The organism is Arthrobacter sp. 10T416 (assembly GCF_056394165.1).
This window is the reverse complement of the sequence record NZ_JBFTHI010000002.1, coordinates 17845-35735: the sequence shown is the minus strand read 5'-3', so window position 1 is coordinate 35735 and position 17891 is coordinate 17845. Positions and strand designations below refer to the sequence as shown.

The 17891-nt window shown below is 67.3% G+C and carries 17 protein-coding genes; 10 read left to right on the top strand and 7 right to left on the bottom strand.

Annotated features, from left to right (window positions below; translation table 11 throughout):
• Positions 1-2: 2 nt before the first annotated feature.
• On the bottom strand, positions 3-551 hold the full coding sequence (locus AC1DBE_RS04100) for a DoxX family protein (protein WP_476969697.1): 549 nt from the start codon (positions 549-551) through the stop codon (positions 3-5).
• 339 nt (positions 552-890) lie between these two features.
• Between AC1DBE_RS04100 and AC1DBE_RS04095 the strand changes: the two genes are divergently transcribed.
• Both AC1DBE_RS04095 and rsrA read left to right on the top strand, forming a co-directional pair.
• Complete coding sequence (locus tag AC1DBE_RS04095) at positions 891-1637, top strand: sigma-70 family RNA polymerase sigma factor (protein WP_476877724.1); 747 nt, start codon at positions 891-893, stop codon at positions 1635-1637.
• Positions 1634-1906: a mycothiol system anti-sigma-R factor gene (rsrA, locus tag AC1DBE_RS04090; RefSeq protein ID WP_476877725.1), complete on the top strand. Its 273-nt coding sequence runs from the start codon at positions 1634-1636 to the stop codon at positions 1904-1906. Before AC1DBE_RS04095 ends, rsrA begins: the two co-directional genes overlap by 4 nt.
• A 95-nt stretch (positions 1907-2001) precedes the next feature.
• Here rsrA and AC1DBE_RS04085 read toward each other — a convergent pair whose 3' ends face one another.
• The 5 genes from AC1DBE_RS04085 to AC1DBE_RS04065 all read right to left on the bottom strand — a co-directional run bounded on the left by AC1DBE_RS04085 (position 2002) and on the right by AC1DBE_RS04065 (position 8284).
• Complete coding sequence (locus tag AC1DBE_RS04085; RefSeq protein WP_369299106.1) at positions 2002-2076, bottom strand: 50S ribosomal protein bL37; 75 nt, start codon at positions 2074-2076, stop codon at positions 2002-2004.
• Positions 2077-2170: 94 nt separating this feature from the next.
• Complete coding sequence (locus AC1DBE_RS04080; RefSeq protein WP_476877726.1) at positions 2171-2782, bottom strand: PadR family transcriptional regulator; 612 nt, start codon at positions 2780-2782, stop codon at positions 2171-2173.
• On the bottom strand, positions 2782-3609 hold the full coding sequence (locus AC1DBE_RS04075) for a DUF4097 family beta strand repeat-containing protein (protein WP_476903023.1): 828 nt from the start codon (positions 3607-3609) through the stop codon (positions 2782-2784). Before AC1DBE_RS04075 ends, AC1DBE_RS04080 begins: the two co-directional genes overlap by 1 nt.
• 128 nt (positions 3610-3737) lie before the next feature.
• Entirely contained in the window at positions 3738-4337 is a 600-nt protein-coding gene (locus tag AC1DBE_RS04070; RefSeq protein ID WP_476969696.1) for a GDSL-type esterase/lipase family protein, read from the bottom strand.
• A 116-nt stretch (positions 4338-4453) separates the two neighbouring features.
• Entirely contained in the window at positions 4454-8284 is a 3831-nt protein-coding gene (locus tag AC1DBE_RS04065; RefSeq protein WP_476969695.1) for a multifunctional oxoglutarate decarboxylase/oxoglutarate dehydrogenase thiamine pyrophosphate-binding subunit/dihydrolipoyllysine-residue succinyltransferase subunit, read from the bottom strand.
• A 269-nt stretch (positions 8285-8553) separates the two neighbouring features.
• On the opposite strand from AC1DBE_RS04065, the gene AC1DBE_RS04060 reads away from it, so the two are divergent.
• The 7 genes from AC1DBE_RS04060 to AC1DBE_RS04030 all read left to right on the top strand — a co-directional run bounded on the left by AC1DBE_RS04060 (position 8554) and on the right by AC1DBE_RS04030 (position 16604).
• Entirely contained in the window at positions 8554-10020 is a 1467-nt protein-coding gene (locus AC1DBE_RS04060; protein WP_476969694.1) for a GuaB1 family IMP dehydrogenase-related protein, read from the top strand.
• Positions 10021-10341: 321 nt separating this feature from the next.
• Entirely contained in the window at positions 10342-11703 is a 1362-nt protein-coding gene (locus AC1DBE_RS04055) for a hemolysin family protein (protein WP_476877731.1), read from the top strand.
• Positions 11700-12761 carry a hemolysin family protein gene (locus AC1DBE_RS04050; RefSeq protein ID WP_476969693.1) on the top strand — a complete coding sequence of 354 codons (1062 nt, stop codon included), beginning with the start codon at positions 11700-11702 and terminating at the stop codon, positions 12759-12761. Before AC1DBE_RS04055 ends, AC1DBE_RS04050 begins: the two co-directional genes overlap by 4 nt.
• A 103-nt stretch (positions 12762-12864) precedes the next feature.
• A complete protein-coding gene (locus tag AC1DBE_RS04045; RefSeq protein WP_476969692.1) occupies positions 12865-13830 on the top strand; it encodes a metal ABC transporter solute-binding protein, Zn/Mn family in 966 nt (321 codons plus the stop codon).
• 75 nt (positions 13831-13905) lie between these two features.
• Positions 13906-14709, top strand: coding sequence for a metal ABC transporter ATP-binding protein (locus AC1DBE_RS04040; protein ID WP_476969691.1), 804 nt, complete (start codon positions 13906-13908; stop codon positions 14707-14709).
• Complete coding sequence (locus AC1DBE_RS04035) at positions 14709-15596, top strand: metal ABC transporter permease (RefSeq protein ID WP_476969690.1); 888 nt, start codon at positions 14709-14711, stop codon at positions 15594-15596. Before AC1DBE_RS04040 ends, AC1DBE_RS04035 begins: the two co-directional genes overlap by 1 nt.
• Before the next feature lie 51 nt (positions 15597-15647).
• The gene (locus tag AC1DBE_RS04030) at positions 15648-16604 is read left to right on the top strand and encodes a hypothetical protein (RefSeq protein ID WP_476969689.1); all 957 of its coding nucleotides are present in this window, start codon (positions 15648-15650) and stop codon (positions 16602-16604) included.
• Here the strand turns inward: AC1DBE_RS04030 and AC1DBE_RS04025 are convergent.
• The gene (locus AC1DBE_RS04025) at positions 16601-17119 is read right to left on the bottom strand and encodes a Fur family transcriptional regulator (protein ID WP_476969688.1); all 519 of its coding nucleotides are present in this window, start codon (positions 17117-17119) and stop codon (positions 16601-16603) included. The two genes, AC1DBE_RS04030 and AC1DBE_RS04025, sit on opposite strands and share 4 nt — an antisense overlap.
• Before the next feature lie 105 nt (positions 17120-17224).
• Between AC1DBE_RS04025 and AC1DBE_RS04020 the strand changes: the two genes are divergently transcribed.
• Positions 17225-17881 carry an MBL fold metallo-hydrolase gene (locus tag AC1DBE_RS04020; protein ID WP_476969687.1) on the top strand — a complete coding sequence of 219 codons (657 nt, stop codon included), beginning with the start codon at positions 17225-17227 and terminating at the stop codon, positions 17879-17881.
• Positions 17882-17891 lie beyond the last annotated feature (10 nt).

Below are 17891 nucleotides of genomic sequence, written 5' to 3'. Positions count from 1 at the left end.
TCTTAGGCTCCGACGGTGTTGTCGACGGCCTTGCGGAGTGCCTTGTCAGCCTTCTTCAGCTTCTTGCCGGTGGTCTTCCGTGCGTCGGCGGCGAGGTGGGCCGTGGTCTTCCGCGCGTCGGCGGCGAGGTGCTCGGCGCGCCAGGCCAGGCTCGGCTTGCCCGCGGTGTCAACGGCGGCCAGCAGTACTCCGCCGGTCAGCGACACGTTCTTCAGCAGCTGCTTGCGCCGGGCGTTGCGGCCTTCCTTGGAGGAGATGTCCGCGCTGCGCCATTCAACAAAGCCGTTCAGGGCCGAGATCACGGCGAGGACGGTGGCGGCGAGGCGGGCTGACTTTCCCAGGGCGAAGAGGACGCCGGCGCCCACCTGGGTGCCGCCAATAACGCGGGCCAGAACGAGCTCGTTGGTCTGGAACGGCAGGGTGTCGGCGGCGCGGCGGAGGAGGGGAGACAGCTGTGCCGCAGTGTCATCCGCATTCTGGAGCTTGTCCATGCCTGCGAGGACGAAGCTGGAGGCGAGCATGGGGCGGGCGAGAAAGCGGACAAAGGACATGAATTTCCTCCTGGATGGATGAACCGCGGACGCTCTGCGGGAGAACCGGTTCTAGTCTTGCACTTTTGCGGAATATTTGCCCGTTGTGTGCAGTTGTGCTTGACAGGTCTCCGCGGAGAAGGGGACCGAAAAACAGGGGCAAAAACGTACAGGCAAACCCAGGGCAGCGGGCCGTTGTCCGGTCTGCGGCTGTCCGGTGCGGATGCGGTGCAGAAAGGCGGAAGTTTGGTTCTGGTAAAGGAATTCCGGGTGCAGGACGCAGCCTTGGAGGAACCGTGGGGCGTTGCCCTGACGGGAGCTTCAGGCACCCGCCGGAAGGTGACAGTAGACTTGAACGCAATGAGCACCATGGATCCGGCCGTAGCGGCCACGCACGAAGTAGCCGGAAAAGACGACGCAGCAGCCGCTGAACGCACAGCCACGGAAACCGTGGCGGCCGACGGCACCGGCCAGCCGCTGGACACGTCCGCCGAGACTTCGGAGGAACGCCGCGTCCGCTTTGAGCGCGACGCGATGCAGTATGTCGACCAGCTGTATTCGGCGGCCATGCGAATGGCCCGTAATCCGGCCGACGCCGAGGACCTCGTGCAGGAGGCGTACACCAAAGCTTTCTCCGCGTTCCACCAGTACAAGCCCGGCACCAACCTCAAAGCGTGGCTGTACCGGATCCTTACCAACACGTACATCAACCTGTACCGGAAGCGGCAGCGCGAACCGCTGCAGTCCAACTCGGACACCATCGAGGACTGGCAGCTGGCCCGCGCGGAGTCGCACACCTCGACGGGGTTGCGTTCCGCCGAGGCTGAAGCGCTGGACCACCTGCCGGATTCGGACGTGAAGCGGGCCCTGCAGTCCATTCCGGAAGAGTTCAGGCTGGCTGTCTACTTCGCCGACGTCGAAGGGTTCGCGTACAAGGAAATTTCAGACATCATGAACACCCCGATCGGGACCGTTATGTCCAGGCTGCACCGCGGCCGGCGGATGTTGCGGGACATGCTGGCCGACTATGCGGCAGAGCGGGGATTCAGGGCCGCGGGCGATCCCGCCTCGGCGGCCGCGAGCAACAATCAGGAGAACGGGAAATGAGCGACTGCCAGGGATTGGGCGACTGCGACGACACTCGGATGCAGCGCATCTACGAGTACCTCGACGGTGCCCTGACGCGCGACGACATCGCCGAGATCAAGGACCATCTGGACCAGTGCCCGGAGTGCCACGAGCAGTACGACCTCGAATGCGTCATCCGCGTTATGGTCAAACGCTCCTGCACGGAGGCCGCGCCGGAGAACCTCAAGAACTCCATCCTGGACCGGATCCACTCGGTCCGTCCGGTCGAGGCCGACGCCGGAGCGTAAGTACCGGCGCGGACGCGCCGCCACAAAGCGAAAGACCCCGGGAACCGTGAGGTTCCCGGGGTCTTCTGCTTAAAGCTGTCTATCCTAGCCGTGGCTTAGGTGTTGGGGCGCTTACCGTGGTTCGCGCCGCCACGCTTACGGTCACGACGTTTACGTGCACGCTTGCTCATAGCTGGCCTCCTTAATCTTGGTACTCAAAAGAGCTGCCCTCAAGTCTCCCACATCAGCGGGGCCGCCGCGAACCGAGACAGGGGTAGGGCCGGCTCAATCGCCCAGTGAGTTCCGGATGGAAATCCGGGCCTGGTCGAGGACCGTCTTGACGGTCTCCAGGGTGACGGGGGTGACGGGCTTGGCGCCGGCATGCCGGCGCAGTTCCACCCGGATATCGTCCCGGAAGGACTGCACCAGCATTTCGGCCTCCCTCAGCCTGCCGTCGCTTTCCTTGGAGTAACGCGCCGTGGCGGGGGACGCGGCGTTGCGGGCGGTGGAGCGGGCGGCTTCCGCCGTGGCTGCCAGGTCCGCGCGGAGCCCCTGCATGTTGACCCGGATGTCCTGGCGCAGCTTGTCCGCGAGGCGCCGGACGGAGGCGGAAATGTCGTCCTCCACCGTGGCCAGCTCCCCGCGCCGCCGGTCCAGTTCCACCAGGCCGGCAGCGGTGATGCTGTAGTTGGTGCGCCGGCCTTCGGTGTGGGTGGCCACGAGCCCTTCGTCCTCCAGCTTGGCGAGCCGCGGGTAGATGGTTCCGGCACTGGGGGAGTAGGTGCCGCCGAAGCGGTCGCTGAGGGCCTTGATCAGCTCGTAGCCGTGTTTGGGGCCGGATTCCAGCAGTGCCAGCAGGTACAGCCGCAGGGCGCCGTGGGCGAAGACCGGGGGCATCAGAGTCCCGCTTCGGTGTCCGTGCCCGGCTGGCTGTGGAAGATCGAGGTCTTGCCGGAGACCGAGTTGGTGCGCACCAGCATCAGCTTCGCGTCGGGCCCGGCGATGGTCTGCAGGGTTCCTCCGGGCTGCATGTACCGCTGGTCGTCAATGACCACAGCGCCGCTGGCCGACTTCGCGATGATGTCCACCCCGACGTCGTGCGGGAGCCGGATGGTGACGTCGCCGGAGACGGAGTTGGCGCCGAAGTCCTGCGTGAACCCGTGCAGGTCGAAGCTGAGGTCTCCGCTGACCGTGTTGGCGCGGATGTTGCTGAACTCGCCGGAGGCCGTGACCTCGCCGGAGACGCTCTTGGCAGTCAGGACGCCGTTGTGGTTGCGGGCGATCACCTCACCGCTGACGGTGCTGACACCCAGTTCGCCCTGGGTGCCGTCGGCCAAGACGGACCCGGAGACCGTGTTCAGCCGCGTGTGTCCGGTGAGGCCGGAGACCATCCCGTCGCCGCTGACCGTGCCCGCCTCGACGTCGACGCCGGCCGGAAGGGCGATGCTGATGACCACGGAGTTGCTTGAGTTGTTGTTCACCGTGCCCATGAGGTTCTTGAACCAGCCCTGCGCGCCGTGGAGCTGGTGGCGCACCTCAAGCCGGCCGTCGGTGAGGCTGACCGCCAGCGGATCGCCGTCGACCTCCGAGACCTCGATGCGCGCCACCGCCTCCTCGTGGGTGACGATGTCAAAGCGGCCGCGGACGATGCCGAGTTTGAGCGAGCGGACGCCGTCGACGTCGATCGTCTGGGGACCTGTTACGGTCCAGGAATTCTGTTCCATGCTTCCTCCGGATGCGGACGGGTGCGATCTGGCGAGCCTCGTTGCTTGCGATATATCGCGACTATGGAAACACGATATATCGCGCTTTGGGCGCGGTCAAGATATATCGCGACAGAATTATGGCGGGCCTACTCCGGGGCGTCGATGCCCAGCCACTGGAACCAGCCGCGGTGCAGTACCAGCCAGGCCATCAGTCCGTATCCGGCCTGGCCGGGGGTTCCGCCGTTGGCCGCGAGGTCCTGGCGCCACTGCTCATGGCTGAGCAGCGGGGAGAAGGTGTCCACGTACAGGTGCTTGCGGCGCGTCGTGACGTCGGCGAAAGCGGTGTTCAGCTCCCCGAGCCGGCGGTTCTGGATCGGGTCAAGTGTCGGCGGCGGCCCGACGACAAAGACCTCGATCTTGTTCTGCGACGCCGAGTCGAGGATGTTGGCGAGGTTAAGCCGGCTGCGCGCGGTGGAGAGCCCGAATTCGATGTCGCGGCCGGACAACCCGATGACCAGGCGGTTCTCGTGCTGCGGGCCGAAGCGCCGTCCGGCCTCGTCGAGCCAGCGCTCCGCCAGGCCGTCCGTGCCCTCCTGGGGGCAGGGCAGCGAATAGCTTTCGAGCGTCAACCCGTCATCCGGGGTGCGGGCGAGCACCCGTCCCAGCCAGCCCAGCGCCCGGGGGTCGCCCAGTCCGGCCAGCAGTTCGTCTCCTACGGCCGCGATCCGCAGCTTCCGATCTTCCACGACTACCTCATCATTCCCTGTGCAGGTGCCGGCTGTGGTCCGTGCCCGGCGGCTGCATTAAACGAAACTGCCCGGCCGGAGTCGTGGGGTTCCACTTCCGGCCGGGCAGCCTGGGTTTACTTACGTGCGAATGCCTGCTTGAGCAGGGCGTCCTGCTCGGCTGCGTGGCGCTTCATCGATCCTGCCGCGGTGGATGCCGAGGCGGGCCGGGAAACGAGTCGCACGCGGCGGTCGAGGGCGTCCGGCAGGTTCAGGCCGATGAACGGCCACGGACCCTGGTTCGCCGGCTCGTCCTGCGCCCAGACGACGTCGGCGTTCGGGTACTTGGCGAGCTCGGCGGCGATGTCCGCAGCGGGCAGCGGGTAGAGCTGCTCGACCCGGATGATCGCCGTCGTGGTGTCGCCGGTCTTCTGCCGGGTGGACAGGAGGTCGTAATACAGCCGGCCGGAGACCAGCAGTACCCGTTCGACGGCGTCCGCCTGCAGCTGCTCGTGCTCGGGGATGACCGGGCGGAAGGCGCCGGTGGTGAAGTCTTCCACCGAGGACGCCGCTGCCTTGAGGCGCAGGAGCTGCTTCGGGGTGAAGATGATCAGCGGCTTGCGGGGCCTGCTGTATGCCTGGCGGCGGAGCAGGTGGAAGTGCGAGGCCGGGGTCGTGGGGTTGGCCACGATCATGTTCTCCTCGGCGCACATCTGCAGGAAGCGTTCGATCCGGGCGGAGGAGTGGTCCGGGCCCTGGCCCTCGTAGCCGTGCGGCAGCATCAGTACCAGCGAGGAGCGCTGGCCCCATTTCTGCTCGGCCGAGGAGATGAACTCGTCGATGATGGTCTGCGCGCCGTTGACGAAGTCACCGAACTGCGCTTCCCACAGCACCAGGGCGTCCGGGCGCTCGACGGAGTAGCCGTACTCGAAGCCCATGGCCGCGTATTCGGACAGCAGGGAATCGTAGATCCACAGCTTGGCCTGGTCGTCGGAGAGCTGGGACAGCGGCATCCACTCGTCGCCGTTGACGCGGTCGTGGAACACGGCGTGGCGCTGCACGAAGGTGCCGCGGCGGGAGTCCTGGCCGGCGAGCCGGACCGGGATGCCCTCCATGCTGAGCGAGCCGAAGGCGGCGAGTTCGCCGAAGCCCCAGTCAATGCCGCCCTCGCGGGACATCTGCTCGCGCTTCTCCAGCAGCTGCTTGAGCTTCGCGTGGACCGTGAAGCCCTCGGGGAAGTTCACGTGTGCCTTGCCGATCCGGGCCAGCGTCTCGGCGGAGATCGCGGTGGATTCCGGGGCGCTGATCCCCGAGTCGGACTGCTGGGCGGAGGGCCGTTCCAGATCGGACACCGCGGCGGAATCGGCGGTGATGATCGGAATCGGGGAGGTCTGCGCGGCGTGCGTTTCGGCGAAGACCCGCTCGAGGCGTTCCTGGTAGTCGCGGAGCAGCTGCTCCGCTTCTTCCTCGGTGATGTCCCCGCGGCCGATCAGCGACTCGGTGTACAGTTTGCGGACCGAGCGCTTGGCCTCGATCAGGTTGTACATCAGCGGCTGCGTCATCGAGGGATCGTCGCCCTCGTTGTGGCCGCGGCGGCGGTAGCAGACCATGTCGATGACAACGTCCTTGTGGAACCGCTGGCGGAACTCGTAGGCGAGCTGTCCGATGCGGACCACGGCCTCCGGGTCGTCGCCGTTCACGTGGAACACCGGCGCCTGGATCATCTTGGCGACGTCCGTGGAGTAGGTCGAGGAGCGTGAGGAGGACGGCGCGGTGGTGAAGCCCACCTGGTTGTTGACCACCACGTGGATGGTGCCGCCGGTGCGGTAGCCGCGCAGCTGAGACAGGTTCAGCGTTTCCGCCACGACGCCCTGGCCGGCGAACGCCGCGTCGCCGTGCACCATGATCGGCAGCACGGGGAACGCTTCGCCCTGGTCCAGGCGGTCCTGCTTGGCGCGGACGATGCCTTCAAGGACGGAGTCCACGGCTTCGAGGTGGGACGGGTTGGCGGCGAGGTAGACCTTGGTCTCCTTGCCGTTGTCCGAGGTGAAGGTGCCTTCGGTGCCGAGGTGGTACTTCACGTCGCCGGAGCCCTGCACGGAGCGCGGGTCCTGGGTGCCCTCGAATTCGCGGAAGACCTGGGCGTAGGTCTTGCCGGCGATGTTGGTGAGCACGTTCAGGCGGCCGCGGTGGGCCATGCCGATCGCTACCTCGTCGAGCTCGTCGTCGGCCGCGTCGGAAATGATGGCGTCCAGCAGCGGGATCAGCGACTCGCCGCCCTCAAGCGAGAAGCGCTTCTGCCCGACGAACTTGGTCTGCAGGAACGTCTCGAATGCCTCGGCGGCGTTGAGCTTGGAGACGATGCGGAGCTGTTCGTCACGGCTCGGCTTGGAGTAGGGGTGCTCCAGCTGGTCCTGGAACCATTTGCGCTCGGCCGGGTCCTGGATGTGCATGTATTCAATGCCGGTGGTGCGGCAGTAGGCATCCCGGAGGACGCCAAGGATGTCGCGGAACTTCAGCATCGGCTTGCCGCCGAAGCCGCCGGTGGGCCACTCGCGGTCCAGGTCCCACAGGGTCAGGCCGTAGGTCAGGACGTCGAGGTCCGGGTGCTTGCGCTGGACGTACTCGAGCGGGTCGGTGTCCGCCATCAGGTGGCCGCGGACGCGGTAGGAGTGGATCAGCTGCTGGATCCGGGCGACCTTGTTGATCTCGTCGGCCGGGTCAACCTGCAGGTCCGGGCTCCAGCGCACGGGCTCGTAGGGGATGCGCAGGGATTCGAAGATCTCGTCGTAGAAGTTCTGCGCACCGAGGAGGAGCTGGTGCACAAGCTTCAGGAACTCGCCGCTGCCGGCACCCTGGATGACGCGGTGGTCATAGGTGGAGGTCAGCGTCAGGACCTTGCTGATGGCGTTGTGCGCGATGATCTTCTCGCTGGCGCCCTGGAACTCTGCCGGGTAATCAAGGGCACCGACGCCGATGATCGCTGCCTGCCCCTTGGACAGGCGGGGAACCGAGTGCACGGTCCCGATGCCGCCCGGGTTGGTCAGCGAGACGGTGGTGCCGGAGTGGTCATCGGCCGTCAGCTTGCCGTTGCGGGCGCGCTTGATCAGGTCCTCGTAGGTGTGCCAGAACTCGGAGAAGTTGAGCGTCTCCGCCTTCTTGATGTTCGGGACCATCAGCAGGCGGGTGCCGTCCGGCTTGGGCATGTCGATGGCGATGCCGAAGTTCACGTGCGCGGGCTGCACGGCGACCGGCTTGCCGTCAACGACGTCGTAGTAGACGTTCATCGAGGGGAACTGGGCCAGGGCCCGGATCACGGCGTAGCCGATGAGGTGCGTGAAGGAGACCTTCCCGCCGCGGGCGCGGGCAAGGTTGGAGTTGATGACGACGCGGTTGTCGATCAGCAGCTTGGCGGGGATGGCCCGGACGCTGGTCGCGGTAGGCACCTCCAGGCTGGTCACCATGTTCGCGGCGATGGCCTTGGCCGGCCCGCGGAGGACGGAGACGACGTCTTCCTCCGGCGCCGTGGGGGCCTTGACGTTCTTGGGGAGCTGGGCCGGGATCGGCTGCGTGCCGGCGCCGGGTTCGGCGGTCTTGGAACCGTCGCGGGCAACCGTGGCCGGTGCCTTCTGGGCGGCGGCCGGTGCGGGGGCGGCTGCAGGAGCCGGGGCCGCGGCGGGTGCCGGGGCGGCCGGTGCAGCAGCGGCGGCCGGAGCCGCGGGCGCGGCGGCCTGCGTTGCCGGGGCCTGGGCTACGACSGGAAGCTCACGGGTGGAGGGGTTGGCGACGGCCGCTGCCGAGGCGCCGTTGGTCGAGGAACCGTCGCTGGCATCGAAGGATTCGAAGAGCGGCCACCACTTGGCGTCCACCGTGTTCTTGTCCTGCTGGTACCGCTCGTACAGTTCGTCAACGAGCCACTCGTTTCCGCCAAATTCCTCGGGTAGACGGTGGCTAGGCTGCTCTGGCACTTGAAATACGCCTCTTCCATGAGTTTGATTCCCGCTGGTTTCCACGGTGCCGCAGCACGTCAATCGAACCAGTTCTCCGCGTCCAGTGAACCCAGACCTTTGCCAGTCTAGTGACGATTCCGGCCAAACCGCCAATAAGGGTGACTCAAATCATTCATGAGCCGCAAAGGCGTCCGGCCGGGCCCGCGGGACCCGTCACGCGGCCCGGGTCGGGCCCGTTGCCCGGGGTCACCTAGAATCGCACTGAGACCCTTCCTGAAGGAGCAGCCGTGCGTTTTTTGAGTGAGCCGACCACCGACCTGACCTACTCGGACATCTTCCTGGTGCCGTCCCGCTCGGACGTCACCTCCCGGCTGGACGTGGATCTCTCGGCCGACGACGGAACGGGTTCCACCATCCCGCTGGTGGTCGCGAACATGACGGCGGTGACCGGGAAGCGGATGGCTGAGACGATGGCCCGCCGCGGCGGCCTGGCCGTCCTGCCGCAGGACGTCCCGCTGGAGGTTCTGCGCAATGTCACCGCCTGGGTCAAGGCCCGCCACACGGTCTTTGAAACCCCGGTCAGCTTGAAGTCCTCCAACACGGTGATCGATGCCCTGCACCTGATGGGCAAGCGTCCGCACGGTGCGGTGGTGGTGGTGGACGACGCCGGGGCCGTGGCCGGGGTGGTCCGCGCAGCCGACTTCGAAGGCCAGGACCGCTTCGCCTCGCTTGCCTCGGTGATGCGCCACCAGCCGCTGGTGCTCGACGCGGCCGAGTTCGACGCCGGTGCGGACGCTGCCGCCGCCGCTGCCTCGCTCCGCCGGGCCTTCGATGCCATGGACGCCGCGGGGACTGACTTCGCCCCGGTGCAGCAGGCCGGAGTCCTCGCCGGCGTCCTGACCCGTAAAGGTGCCCTCCGCTCAACCCTCTACCGTCCGTCCCTGGACGGCGCCGGCGCCCTCAAGGTGGCGGCCGCCGTCGGCATCAACGGCGACGTCGCCGGCCGGGCCGCTGAGCTGCTCGCCGCCGGGGTCAATGTCCTGGTGCTGGACACCGCCCACGGCCACCAGCAGAAGATGTTCGATGCCCTGGCCGCCGTGCGGGGCCTGGATCCGGCCGTGCCGGTTGTGGCAGGGAACGTGGTCACCGCCGATGCCACCCGCGAGCTGATCCGGGCCGGTGCGGACATCGTCAAGGTCGGGGTCGGGCCCGGTGCCATGTGCACTACCCGGATGATGACCGCCGTCGGCCGGCCGCAGTTCTCCGCCGTCCTGGAATGCTCGGCCGCTGCCCGTGCCGCGGGCGGACGGGTCTGGGCCGACGGCGGCGTCCGTTACCCCCGCGACGTGGCCCTCGCCCTCGCGGCCGGGGCAAGCCAGGTCATGATCGGCTCTTGGTTCGCCGGTACCCACGAAAGCCCGGGGGACCTGCAGCAGGACGCCAGCGGGCGGCAGTACAAGGAGAGCTTCGGTATGGCCTCGGCCCGTGCGGTGCAAAACCGCAACCAGCGCGAAGGTGCCTTTGAAAAGGACCGTAAGGCTCTCTTTGAGGAAGGGATTTCAACGTCCCGGATGTACCTCGACTCCGCACGCCCCGGCGTCGAGGACCTGCTGGACATGATCACCGCCGGGCTGCGCAGTTCCATGAGCTACGCGGGCGCCGCCGATCTGGAAGCGTTCCGGGAGCGGGCTGTGGCCGGCATCCAGTCCGCGGCCGGCTACGAGGAAGGCCGCCCGGTCCCGCAAAGCTGGTGACCCCCGCAGCGTGCCGGACGTTACGGCGCCGGGCGTCACGGCGGAGGCCCGCCGTTGCTGCTCCTGTAGACTGAAATCCTTATGGACAGTAAATCTAGGTGCCGGCCTGGGGGCTGTCAGCGAGGAACCTCATACGTTCCCGCGCAGTCCACCCACAGAGCCGGCAAACCCCGTTCACGCGCCCATCACTCCTCCGCCGCCCATCGGCCATCTCTACGCGGACACAGTGCCCTACAGGAAACAGCCTCGGCCCCGGCTGACCATCCTCCGCCGGGACGTTTCCCCCGGCAGGCATCCTTACGCTCCGAAGCGGGCCGCTAAATGGAGTGGCTACTGCTTGGAGCCGGAGTGCTCCTCATTCTCGGCACCGGCTTCTTCGTCGCCGTCGAGTTCTCCCTGGTCGCCCTTGACCAGGCGACCGTCCAGCGCGCCGTGGACAACGGCGACACCGCCGCCGCGCCGCTGCTCAAATGCCTCAAATCCCTCTCCACGCAGCTCTCCAGCTGCCAGCTCGGCATCACCCTCACCACGCTGCTGACCGGCTACGTGATGGAACCGTCGGTCGGCAAGCTGCTGGAAGGCCCGCTGACAGCCCTGGGCCTGCCGGAGGCCGCCTCGACGTCGGTCTCCCTGGTGCTGGCCATGGCGCTGGCCACGCTGCTCTCCATGCTGATCGGCGAACTCGTCCCGAAGAACATGGCGATCGCCCTGTCGTTCCGGGTCGGCAAAGCCCTGGCCCGCCCGCAACTGGTCTTCACTGCCATCTTCAAGCCGGCCATCGTGGTGCTCAACGGCTTCTCCAACAAGGTCCTCAACGTCTTTGGCCTCGAGGCCAAGGAAGAGATCTCGGGGGCCCGCACGCCCGCTGAGCTCGCTTCCCTGGTGCGCCGCTCCGCCGCCATGGGAACGCTGGACGAGCGCACCGCCAACTTCATCTCCCGGACCCTGAAGTTCTCCGGACGGACCGCCGCCGACGTGATGACGCCCCGGATCCGGGTGGAGACCATCGACGGGCACCAGCCCGTCTCGGACATTGTGGAGGCGGCCAAGCGCACCGGATACTCGCGCTTTCCCGTCATCGGGGAGTCCTCGGACGACATCCGGGGTGTGGTGCACGTCAAGAAGGCCATCGCCGTTCCGGTGGACCGGCGCGCCAACCTGGAGGCCGGCGCCATCATGACCGAGGTGCTCCGCGTCCCCGAAACCATCCACCTGGACGGACTGCTCGCCGAACTGCGCGAGGGCAACCTGCAGCTCGCCGTCGTCCTGGACGAGTACGGCGGAACCGCCGGAATCGCCACCCTCGAGGATCTCGTGGAAGAAATTGTCGGGGAAGTGGCCGACGAGCACGACAAGGTCCGGCCCGGGCTGCTGCAGAGCGCCTCGGGGGACTGGTACTTCCCCGGCCTGCTGCGGCCCGACGAACTCTCCGAGCAGATACCGGGCCTGACGGTTCCGGATGAGGCTGCGTACGAAACTGTCGGCGGCTACGTCATGAGCCAACTCGGCCGCATTGCGGCCGTGGGGGACACGGTGGACGTCGTCGGCGGGAAGCTCAGTGTCACCCGCATGGACGGGCGCCGGATCGACCGGATCTGCTTCAAGCCGGCACCCGCGGAGCACGAAGCTCACGGTGACCACAACGGGCGGATCGACGCTGCCGGAAAGGCCGGTGCCGCATGAGCGACTGGCTGGGAATTCTCTGGCTCGCCGTGCTGCTGGTGGGCAACGCTTTCTTCGTCGCGGCCGAATTCGCCGTAATGTCGGCCCGCCGCAGCCAGATCGAGCCCCTCGCCGAGTCCGGGTCCAAGCGGGCACAGACCACGCTTAAGGCCATGGAAAACGTCTCGCTGATGCTCGCCTGCGCGCAGTTGGGCATCACCGTCTGCTCGCTGCTGATCCTGCAGGTGGCCGAGCCCGCCATCCACCATCTGCTGGCCGTCCCGCTGGAGGCAGCCGGTGTCCCGACCGAAATGGCCGACGTCGTGGCCTTCGCCATCGCGTTGCTGGCGGTCACGTTCCTGCATGTGACCTTCGGCGAAATGGTTCCGAAGAACATCTCGGTGTCCGTGGCGGACAAAGCGGCGCTGCTGCTGGCCCCGCCGCTGATGTTCATCGCCAGGGCGGTCAAGCCGGTTATCGTGGCCCTGAACTGGTCCGCGAACCACATCCTGAGGCTCATGCGGATTGAGCCCAAGGACGAGGTCACGTCCTCGTTCACGCTGGAAGAGGTCCAGTCGATCGTGCAGGAATCCACCCGGCACGGCCTGGTGGACGACGACGCCGGACTGATTACCGGCGCCCTCGAGTTCTCTGAATACACGGCCTCCCAGATTATGGTCCCGCTGGAAAAGCTCGTGATGCTCAAGGACGCCACGACGCCGGAGGAGTTTGAGAAGGCGGTCAGCCGCACCGGGTTCTCCCGCTTCCCCATGCTCGACGACGAGGGCATGCTCTCGGGCTACCTCCACATCAAGGACGTCCTGTCCATCCCGGAGGCCGGGTACCAGCACCCGATTGCCGAAAGCCGTATCCGGTCCCTGGCCAACCTGGCCATGGAGGACGAGATCGAGAAGGCAATGTCCGTGATGCAGCGCACCGGTTCGCACCTGGCGCGCGTGATCGGTCCGGACGGGCACACCCAGGGAGTGCTGTTCCTCGAGGATGTGATCGAGCAGCTGGTCGGTGAGATCCGCGACGCCACGCAGGCCACCGGGTACCGCAGGCTCGGCCAGGACTAGCGGCTCAGCCAACACGGCCTGCCCCTAAATAGGAATGATTCCTATTTAGGGGTAGGCTGGCTGTATTGCTAACGCTTCTCAATAACAGATCCGAGGTCCTTCTGTGCGCCGTTCCGCCGCCGCTATCCTCCTTGCCGGTGTCGGCAGTCTCCTGCTGACCGCCTGCGGGCCGACGTCGGGCGGTGACCGGGCAGGCGCCGGCGACGGCGTGGTTGACGTGGTCGCCTCCACCAGCGTGTACGGAGACCTGGTCCACGCTGTGGGCGGCGACAACGTCCGGGTCACGTCCATCATCAACCGGACCAGCCAGGACCCGCATTCCTACGAGGCCACAACACAGGACAAGCTGGCCGTCTCCAAAGCCGAACTGGTGGTGGAGAACGGCGGGGGCTATGACGACTTCCTGCACAAACTGGCCGACGACACGGGCCTGGGCGGAGCGGACCTGGTCAACGTCGTCGAGGCCTCGGGGCTGAATCCGGCGTCGTCAGCGTCGGCGGCGGCAGCGCCGGACGCGGACGGACACGACCACTCGCCCTCGGGTTTCAACGAACACGTCTGGTACAGCCCGGCCGCCATGACGCGGCTGGCCGATGTGCTGGCAGAGAAACTCGGCGGCCTTGAACCGTCCAAGGCCGCCGACTTCCGCACCAACGCGGCGGCCCTGAAGAAGAGCCTGGGCGGGCTGGAGACCCGGTTGTCAGAGCTGAAGGCCTCGGCCAGGCACGGCGGCGTCGCAGTCACGGAACCTGTTCCGCTGTACATGCTGGAGGCCGCGGGGCTGGAAAACCGGACACCGGGCGCCTACACCTCTGCCATCGAATCAGGTTCGGATGTGCCGCCCGCCATCCTGCGGTCCGCCGTCGACGTCGTGAAGTCCGGTGGCATCCGGCTGCTGGCCTACAACCCGCAGACTGAGGGACCGCAAACCCGCGCCCTTAAGGACGCGGCGGTGGCGGCAGGGGTCCCCGTGGTGGAATTCAGCGAGACGCTGCCGGAGGGCCAAAGCTACCTGCAGTGGATGTCGGCCAACGTGGACAGCCTGGCCAAGGCACTCGCCCGGGGCTAGCCCCGCCTAAGATAATCGCAACGGCGTGGCCGTCCGGCCCTGCAGAAATCGAGGAAAATCCAGTTGACACCCGTAGTGAGCCTTCGCGGAGCGTCCCTTAAGTTCGGCGACCGGACTCTCTGGGAGAACCTCGACCTCGACATCAACCCGGGCGAATTCCTCGCCGTCCTGGGCCCGAACGGCAGCGGCAAGACCACGTTCCTCAAGGTCATGCTGGGACTGCAGGAACTGAGCTCCGGCACGGCGGTCCTGGAGGGCCAGCCCATTGCCCGGGGGAGCCGCCGGATCGGGTACGTGCCCCAGCAGGAATCCTTCGATCCGGACACCCCGCTCCGGGCCCGAGACCTCGTGGGCCTGGGCGTCGACGGGCACCGGTGGGGCATCAGGCTGGGCGGGGCCACGGTCCGCCGCAGGGTGGAAAACCTGCTGGCCGAAGTGGGCGCCCAGGACTACGCCAAGGTTCCCGTCGGCAAGCTCTCCGGCGGCGAACAACAGCGTTTGCGTGTGGCGCAGGCCCTCGCCACCGAGCCGCGCGTGTTGCTGTGCGACGAGCCGCTCCTGTCCCTGGACCTGCACCACCAGCAGGCCGTCAGCGCGCTGATCAACAAGCAATGCCACGAGCACCACAGCGCGGTCATTTTCGTCACCCACGAGATCAACCCGATCATGGACTACGTGGACCGCGTCCTGTACCTGGCCGGCGGCCGGTTCCGGCTCGGCACCCCGGAGGAAGTCATGACCACCGAAGTCCTGTCCGACCTGTATGGCAGCCGCGTGGAAGTGGTCCACGCCAACGGCCGGATGATCGTGGTGGGCCTTCCGGATGCCACCACGCACCACCACGAGGACGCGCACGCGATCGCCGGGGAGGCTGGCTAGTGGACCTGGACAGCGTGATTCACTCCATCTTCAACTTCGAGAACTACGGCGAGCTCCTCGCCCTGGTGCAGAACTCCATCTGGGCCGGCGCGGTGCTGGGCCTGCTCGGCGGCCTCGTCGGGACCTTCGTTATGAAGCGCGACCTCGCCTTTGCCGTGCACGGCATTTCCGAGTTGTCCTTCGCCGGGGCCGCTTTTGCGCTGCTGGTGGGCGCCGACGTCGTATTGGGCTCGCTCGCGGGGTCGGTGGTAGCAGCCCTGCTGCTGGGACTGATGGGCGTCCGGGCGCGGGACAAGAACTCCACCATCGGGGTCCTGATGCCGTTCGGCCTGGGCCTTGGCATCTTGTTCCTGTCCCTCTATGAAGGCCGCGCGGCGAACAAGTTCGGTCTTTTGACCGGCCAGATCGTGTCCGTCGGCACCGTACAGCTGCAGGTCCTGGCGGTCGCCGCCGTTGTGGTGATGCTGGCCCTGATCGCCATCTGGCGGCCGCTGACTTTCGCGAGTGTGGACCCCCGGGTGGCCGCAGCACGCGGCGTTCCGGTGCGGGGGCTGGCGCTGGGGTTTATGCTGCTGCTCGGTGTGAGCGTGGCGTTGTCCATCCAGATTGTGGGCGCCCTGCTGGTACTGGCCCTGCTAATTACCCCGGCCGCCGCGGCCCTGCGGGTCAGTTCTTCGCCGCGCCTGGTGGTGGTCCTGAGCGTGGTCTTCGCGGTGACGGCAACTGTGGGCGGGATCCTGTTGGCGCTCGGCGGACGCCTTCCGATCAGCCCCTACGTCACCACGCTATCCTTCCTGATCTACGTGGTGTGCCGGGTAATCGGCGGCATCCGGGACAAACGCGGCAACAGCGGGCGCCTGGTACGTCCGGTGCCGTCTGCGGCCTAGTTCACTCCGGAGGTGCGGCCCTGGATTGACCGGTGGCAGTACGATGCACGCATGGGGGATGACCGGGGGAATCGGGCAGGAATGCCGCTGCTGCGGCGCCTGCGGGCCGTTGCGCTGTTGCTGCTGTTGCTGACGTCCGTTTCGGCCTGCCTGGAGGAGCCGCCGCAGCCGGATCTGTCCCTCCGGGAAGACTTCGCCCGCAGCGTTGTGACGGCGGCGGCGTCCGGCTCCGTGGAACGCGTCCAGGCGCTGGTGGGCCCGGCCCTAACCAATACGCGGCCCGAAGCCCAGCAGCTGGTCGACGCCACCCGGGGCTGGACGCCGGGGTCCTGGCAGCTGGATATCAGCAGTGATTTCCCGTCGGCGGCCAACGTCACGGCCATGCGGGATGGCCGCGGCGCTGCGGTCCACTTCGGGATCGCGTGGCGTGACGGGCGCTGGACCCTGCAGCTGGGGGAGGCCAAGGACCGGCCGACCGGCTCCGCAAGCCTCGGGGCCAAGCCCTACGGGCCGGGCTCCAACCCCAAAATCCTGCCGGGTGAGACCAGTCCGCCGCCGCAGCCGGTCGTCACCCCAACGACGCTTGGCCGGCCGCCCGCGGCCTGCCCGCGTTCTGCAGCCGCCGGGGTGGCCCCTGCGCCCTTGCAGGGAGCCGCGGCCCTGACCTGCCGGAAGTTCACCTCGACGTGGGGCTACGCCCGCGGCCACAACATGTACTGGCTGACGTCTGCGCCGCTGCACCTGGGCTTCGACACGATGAACGGAACGATGGTCCTGGTGGTCCGGATGCCGTGTGGCGTACTCAATGTCCCTGCGACGGTCGATGATTTCGGGATAGTGCCCGACCCGGCGCGTACGGCGGAGTCGGCGGACGGCTGTGTGGGTGCGGACGCGGAACACCGGGGCTGGACGAGCGCCTTCTTCAAGGCACCAATGGTGTACCAGCTGGATTCCACGGAGCTCGTGCTTACCAGCGACGCCGGCCAGATCCGGTTCAAGCAGGGCTAAGGCTGGGGCTTCTTTTCCGTAGCCAGGAGAACCGTGCACTCGGGGCACAGCCCAAAAATTTCCACGGTGTGCTCGACGGCGGAGTAGCCGTGCTCGCTGGCAATCCGCGCGGCCCACGCCTCAACCGCGGGTGCCTCGACCTCGACGGCCTTGCCGCAGTTCCGGCACAGCAGGTGATGGTGGTGGCCGGTCACGGCGCACCGACGGTACACCACCTCGCCGTCGGCGTTCCGCAGCACGTCCACCAGGCCGTCATCGGCGAGCGACTGCAGGATCCGGTAGGCCGTGGCCAGCGAGACGGAGGTGCCTTGTTCCTGGAGGATGCGGTGCAGCTCCTGCGTGCTGACGAAGTCGGCCAGCTCGTCCAGGGCGGCGCTGACGGCCAGCCGCTGCTTGGTGACGCGCTGTTCCTTGCCCTGTTCCCGGCCCTGGTCCTTGCCTGCGGCGTGTTCCGTGGTTCCGGCAGCGGCGCGGGCCGGTGCCTGGCTGCCGCCGGTGGTGGCGCCCTGGGACATGGGGAAACTCGCTTCGCTGGGGGTGGTACTGCGGGGTGGGCAGGCTCCCAGATTACCAGCCGGGTCCCGTGGACACCGCCTCGGACCGCGCCATAGGCTGGCCGGATGAAGCTGACCAAATTCACCCATGCCTGCGTCCGCCTCGAGAAGGAAGGGCGCGTCCTGGTACTGGATCCGGGCACGTTCTCTGAGACGGCGGAGGCGCTGGACGGCGCGTCGGCCGTGCTCATCACCCACGAGCACGCGGACCACATCGACGTCGACGCCGTTACCGGCGCCCTGCTGGCCAACCCGGAGCTAGAGCTCTATGCCCCCGACGGCGTGGCCTCGGGGCTGCGGGAGAAAGCGTCGGCCGCAGCCGGGCGGATCCACACCGTCGCCGCGGATGAGGCGTTCGAGGCGGCCGGCTTCGACGTCCGGAGCTTTGGCGGCCAGCATGCGCTCATCCATCCGCAGATCCCGGTGGTGGCCAACGTCGGCTACCTGGTGGATTCCAACGTCTACCACCCCGGGGATTCCTTCGCGATTCCGGACGGGATCGACGTCCAGACGCTGCTGGTTCCGATCCACGCGCCCTGGAACAAGATCGGCGAGGTGGTCGATTTTGTCATCGGCGTCCGTGCTCCGCGAGCCTTCCCGGTCCACGACGCGCTGCTGAACGACCTCGGGCGGGGGCTTGTGGAGAACCATGTCACCCGGATCGGTGCCAGGTACGGCACCGAATACCGGCACCTTTCCAGCGGCGAGTCAGCGGAGGTCTAACCCTCCGGGG